This is a genomic window from Massilia sp. LMS1-1-1.1 (assembly GCF_040815535.1).
GTDB lineage: Bacteria > Pseudomonadota > Gammaproteobacteria > Burkholderiales > Burkholderiaceae_D > Janthinobacterium > Janthinobacterium aestuarii.
On sequence record NZ_JBFPNG010000005.1, the window covers coordinates 1 to 5,360 of the forward strand.

The window sequence follows — 5,360 nt, forward strand, 5'->3', positions numbered from 1 at the left end:
GAAGGAAGAGTATGAAGCATTTCGCTAAATCCGTCAACTCCTTCTTTTCCTGCTCATCGCCGTTTCCGGTGATCCTCAACTGCCGCAGTGACTGCGTCTCATTGGGGAGGCGAACTATAGCAAAGCCACCCACGGCCGGCAAGCTTTATTTCAGCAATTCAGCAACCGCCATACCGACCTCGGTCGTACTGGCGTTGCCGCCCATGTCCGGCGTACGCGGGCCATGCTCGAGCACCTGTTCGATGGCGCGCAAAACAGCATCATGCGCGGCCGTGTAATTGGCATCGCCATTGCCGAGGAAGTCCAGCATCATGGCGCCCGACCAGATCATGCCGATCGGATTGGCGATATTCTGGCCGTAGATATCGGGTGCGGAACCGTGCACCGGCTCGAAGACGGAAGGAAAAGTCCGCTCCGGATTGATATTGGCCGATGGTGCGATGGCAATCGTCCCCGTACAGGCGGGGCCCAGGTCGGACAAAATGTCGCCAAACAGATTCGATGCGACCACCACGTCGAAGCGCTCGGGGCTCAATACAAAGCGGGCCGCCAGGATGTCGATATGGTATTTGTCCCAGCGGATGTCAGGAAATTGCGGCGCCATCGCTTCCACCCGCTCATCCCAATACGGCATGCTGATGGCAATGCCATTCGACTTGGTCGCCGATGTCAGGTGTTTCTTGGGCCGGCTTTGCGCCAGCTCGAATGCGTATTTCAATATCCGGTCAACGCCCTTGCGCGTAAAAACGGATTCCTGCAGCACCGTTTCGCGCTCAGTTCCCTCGAACATGCGTCCGCCCACGGATGAATATTCTCCTTCCGTGTTTTCACGCACCACATAAAAGTCGATATCGCCCGGCTTTTTATTCGCCAGCGGGCACGGCACGCCCGGCATCAGCCGCACGGGACGCAAGTTGACGTACTCATCGAATTCACGCCGGAATTTGAGTAAGGAACCCCATAGCGAGATGTGGTCGGGCACCTTGTCCGGCCAACCCACGGCGCCAAAATAGATGGCGTCGAAATCCTTGAGCTGCGCAAACCAGTCCGACGGCATCATTTGCCCGTGTTCCAGGTAATAGTCGCAATTGGCCCACGCCATCGTCGTGAACTGCAGGTCGATATTGAAACGGCGGGCAGCCGCTTCCATCACGCGCAAGCCCTCCGGCATGACTTCATTGCCGATGCCGTCACCGGCGATGACGGCGATTTTATGTGTTCTCATGGAGAAACCTTGTTGAGAATAGGCGATGGAAGCCTGTATTTACATCGGCTGCGCCACGTCCGGGTACAGACGCGCCAGCACATCGGCAGTGATCGCCGTGATGATGGGCTGCACACGTTCGGCCGCCAGTTCATTGGATTTCTCGCGGCGCACTTCTTTCCATAGCTCGACCAATGCGCCCTCATGGCGCGCCACCGCCTGCTCGACTTCATCCTGCCAGAAGGCCGGCGCTTCGCTTTCGACAAAGTTACCGCGGCCACGTCCAAAGTGCGCTACCGCCAGGTAACGCAGCACGCCCGCCACCACCAGGGTGCGCAGGAAAGCATCCGTAAATTGCATGGTGGGCTCATTACGGTCCGTGCCGGAATTAAAGCCCCAGGCGGCGCCCGCAAATGTCAGCGCACCAACCACACCGCCAAGCAGGGCACCTGTCCCCAAAGTCAGGCCACCGGAAATCAGGTCGGCTGACAGGCCCGTCGCTGCACCGGAAATCATGGCGCCCAATAACCCCGCTTGCGCCTTGTCGATCGGCGCGCGCACGGCGAAATTTTCCCGGATGCGGCTATTGATCTTATGCGCATCGGTCGGGTCGAGTTTGTGCAGGATCAAAAGCTCACGCGTGGTGATACCGCTGTGCGTATTGAGCCGTGCCACCAGGCTGGCCATGGCCTTTTCCTGACGCTGCTGCTCTGCATTCTTGCCTATGCCCACGACCTGCAAGGCCGATTTCAGCAAGCCCTTGGAGACAGGCTCGATGGCTTCGCGATCCTGCCCGGCCACTGCCAGCTGCGTGGCCAGCAAGTGCATGGCCTGTCGGAAACGCGCCGTATTCTGTTCTTGCCAGGCAGTAAACAAACGCGCATAGCCCGCTTGCTGCGACTGCGGCAACAATTTACCCACGGCTTCATAAAACACGCGCTCATGTACCCAGCAGCGAGCAAAGGCATCGAGCGCCAGAACGTCGCGCACAATCGGATATTGTTGCAAATGCTCGCGCCAGCGCGCCTGCTCGCTGTGTTCCTCATTGCCAGGACGCGGCGGCCCCATCTGATTGAGCAAGACCACCACGGGCTTATCCAGCCAGGCGAGGATTTTCATTTCCGCCGGCAAGTAACCCGCATCCTTCGGATGCTCCGAAGAATTGACCAGATACAGCACCACGTCGGCGGAGTCCTTGGCCGTGCGCAGCGCTTGCTGGCTGAGCCAGAACGGGCGGTCGCGGTAACGGTCCAGCACTTCACGCAGAAACCAGCCGATGGGATTGCCCGACTGTCCCAAGCGTTTGAGCAAGCGCACGGAGTCGCCAAAGCCGGGCGTATCCCACAGTTGCAAGGCATCGCCCTGTGGCGTGGCCAGCAAGGTATGCGATTCGGCAAACACGGTCACGTGGGCGGCGTCGCGCACTTCGCCGATATCCACACCCACCAGGGTGCGCGCCAGGGTCGTTTTGCCATTATTCGTGTGCGAAATCAGCGCAAACTGAATCTGCACGGCATCATCCTGCACATCTTTATTCACATTCACACTCATGCTGCTGCCGATACTTTCAAGCCGACACCTGCATCGAGCGGGTGCAAGGCAGGGTTGAGCAAATTGACCACGGTGGCCGTAGTTTTATGGAACTGGCAGAACTGCTGCCACAGGGCGACTCTTTCCGCCAGGCGCGCGCCGTTATCCGCCTGCTCGCCGGCGCGCTCCAGGTAGCTGGACTCGTCGATCAGGACGGCGATGCCGCGTGCCGACGATTGCACCAGGTAATCGAGGAAGGCGCCGTGATTTTCCTTTTCCGGTGTCGCCGTCAGATTGAACAGCACGGCCGTGATATTGACTTGCGGATCGTTCAAGTCGGTGCCGCGCAAGACGTCCTGCGGCTCTTCGCCATACGACATCGATGGGCGCAGCATCATGCGCCCCTGCTCGCCGAACAGCATGATGGACAGCTGGCCCAATCCCATGTGGCGTGCTTCATCGACAGTAAAGCTGTATGGCAAGACGCGCAGCATGCCGCCCGTGGCCACGCCGATGCTTTCATTCAGCTTGCGGAAATAAGGCTGATCGAGATCCAGCGGAAAGTTCCTGGCCAGGCGCGCGGCACGCCAATTGTTGACCAGGGCCAGGATCAGGCGGGGAACGACGACCAGCAGGAAGATGGTTGCCGCATACAAATGCACCCAGCGTGCGCCGCCTTCGACGGTCGTCGTTTGCGGGAAGCGCAGCGCTTCGATTTCCGCCAGCGAAAAACCTTGCAAATGAAACAGGGCAATAGCCGGTGCAAACAGGGTCGAAAGCAGGCTGTGCACCTGGGCGGGATTCAAAAAAGTGCTTTCCCAGCCGGCCGCGTATTGCGACAGGAAGCCGCGCGCATACAGCGATGCAACGGCGCCGATGGCAAACATGGCGGCGCTCAGGTGGATGGTACGGCTCAGGCGCGCGGCTGTCAGCTTGGCACTCAAGTGCGCCCATTCCCCCATGAAACTGAGCAAGCCCGAGGACAAGGCATGCGGCAGTTTGCGCGGCAGAGCCAGGCGGCCCACGCTCAGGTGGCGCACCAGTCCCGCCTTCGGCCATCCTAGCGAGTGCGAGGGGATGCATAGCCAGATCAGCAAGCCCAGGTAGACCAGCACATTCCAGGCGATGATCAGCAGTAAGGGCGCCGACAGCAAGTCAACGCGATGGGGATCCGTGATGCGGTCGAGCCCGGCTCCCAGCAGCAAAGCCAGCAATGGCAAGGCCAGCGCCAGGGTCTTCATGCCGTTGCGACGCTTCGCGAAGGCAGCGAAGGCGGGGGTGCGCTCGGTGATGCGCTTGATGATCAGCTCGGAACGCTGCTGCAGGAAATCGTCACCGGTCACTTCGGCCTGCTTGCCCGAAGCTTGCCACTGCGCAAGCTCACGCGCGCTGCGGCTGGCATACATGCGGTCGTCCTCGCTGAGGACTTCTTTTTTCTGGTCGGCCGTCTCGATAGCACGGACCAATACCACTTCTCTCGCAATCTGCTCGTTCATGGTGCTCCTGTTTTTGTATGAAACGACAACTCGACAGGCAGATTGTGACGTACTTTCGTGTTTCAGGCCAACGCGTCCTCGGCCCGGAACAAATGATGCAGCAGATAGATCAGGAAAGAAGCGATCCAGGCAGACCACAAGGTATGTGTGAAAAATTGTGTACCTTGCAACTGCTGCTGCCAGCTTGCCGACAAACCGTACAGCAGCATGATGCAGGCGAACAGCAGCGCCGTGCGTGGCCGTCCGGGCAGGCAGAACAATGGCAAGGCCAGCATCCACCAGGCAGCGTTCGCCTGGGTAGCGGGCAGGCATGCCATGGCAGATGCGCTGGCTGGCAACGTTTCCAGCAGGCGCGTGTATGGTTCCAGTCCGCCGTAACGCAACAAATCCGTGGGACAGGGCACATCGCTGAAGGAAGAGAGCAAATAGATGCTTAATGGCACGAAGATAGCCGACAATGCGGCTACGCGCAAGGCGCTGCGGCGTGATGCCAGCCAGGCCAGCGGATGCAAGATGTCCCAGACGGCCAAACAGATCAAGGCGGCGCCAAGCAAGATCATGCAGAGCTGGAAACTGCTCGCCCACGCGCTGTCAGCACCGGCAAATTGCCCGCGCGCGCGGTCGAACATACTGTCGGCGATCATGAGGTCGAGATTGCTGTAATTGCCGATCCAGAGTATCAGCATGGCCGACAGCATCAGGACGCTATCGATGCCTTTGGGAGTCTTGACGAGTTTAAGCTTGGCCAGCATGGGTGCACACGTTACTTGATGAGAATGGAAGTCATCGTACAGTGTCAAGATGAAGAGAACATGACGATGCCCGCCGTGCACAACATGTGGTGATAAATGACAAAGGCGGCGCTTAACGCTGCCTTTTTTTGTCTGTTGCATTGGCTGCTGAGTTGTCGGATTACGCTACGCTAATCCGACCTACCGGCCATCCAATAAACGTAGGTCGGCTTAGCGCAGCGTAAGCCGACAAGCACCCGCGGCGCCAAACAAAACCACCAGACGTAAAAAAACCCCAACCGGATCACCGGAAGGGGTTTTTTCGAATAACAAGCCTGACGATAACCTACTTTCACACTGGTTGCAGCACTATCATCGGCGCAAAGTTGTTTCACGGTC

The 5,360-nt window shown here is 58.8% G+C and carries 5 protein-coding genes; all 5 read right to left on the bottom strand.

Going from position 1 to position 5,360, the window contains the following annotated elements:
* Window positions 1-145 precede the first annotated feature (145 nt).
* On the bottom strand, window positions 146-1,225 hold the full coding sequence (locus tag MRBLMS1_RS09830) for a tartrate dehydrogenase (protein WP_485879227.1): 1,080 nt from the start codon (window positions 1,223-1,225) through the stop codon (window positions 146-148).
* Between the two features lie 39 nt (window positions 1,226-1,264).
* Window positions 1,265-2,755 carry a DUF3482 domain-containing protein gene (locus MRBLMS1_RS09835; RefSeq protein WP_485879229.1) on the bottom strand — a complete coding sequence of 497 codons (1,491 nt, stop codon included), beginning with the start codon at window positions 2,753-2,755 and terminating at the stop codon, window positions 1,265-1,267.
* On the bottom strand, window positions 2,752-4,230 hold the full coding sequence (locus MRBLMS1_RS09840) for a DUF2868 domain-containing protein (RefSeq protein ID WP_485879230.1): 1,479 nt from the start codon (window positions 4,228-4,230) through the stop codon (window positions 2,752-2,754). The genes MRBLMS1_RS09835 and MRBLMS1_RS09840 overlap by 4 nt, the downstream gene beginning before the upstream one ends.
* A gap of 62 nt (window positions 4,231-4,292) precedes the next feature.
* On the bottom strand, window positions 4,293-5,123 hold the full coding sequence (locus MRBLMS1_RS09845; RefSeq protein ID WP_485879232.1) for a phosphatase PAP2 family protein: 831 nt from the start codon (window positions 5,121-5,123) through the stop codon (window positions 4,293-4,295).
* Window positions 5,124-5,152: 29 nt separating this feature from the next.
* Window positions 5,153-5,360, bottom strand: a 208-nt coding sequence (locus MRBLMS1_RS09850) for a hypothetical protein (RefSeq protein ID WP_485879233.1), incomplete at its 5' end; no start/stop codon positions are given.

Excerpts from the sequence above, each read along its gene's own strand:
- MRBLMS1_RS09835 (WP_485879229.1), bottom strand. The coding sequence starts at position 2,755 with ATGAGTGTGAATGTGAATAAAGATGTGCAGGATGATGCCGTGCAGATT.
- MRBLMS1_RS09840 (WP_485879230.1), bottom strand. The coding sequence starts at position 4,230 with ATGAACGAGCAGATTGCGAGAGAAGTGGTATTGGTCCGTGCTATCGAG.
- MRBLMS1_RS09830 (WP_485879227.1), bottom strand. The coding sequence starts at position 1,225 with ATGAGAACACATAAAATCGCCGTCATCGCCGGTGACGGCATCGGCAAT.
- MRBLMS1_RS09845 (WP_485879232.1), bottom strand. The coding sequence starts at position 5,123 with ATGCAACAGACAAAAAAAGGCAGCGTTAAGCGCCGCCTTTGTCATTTA.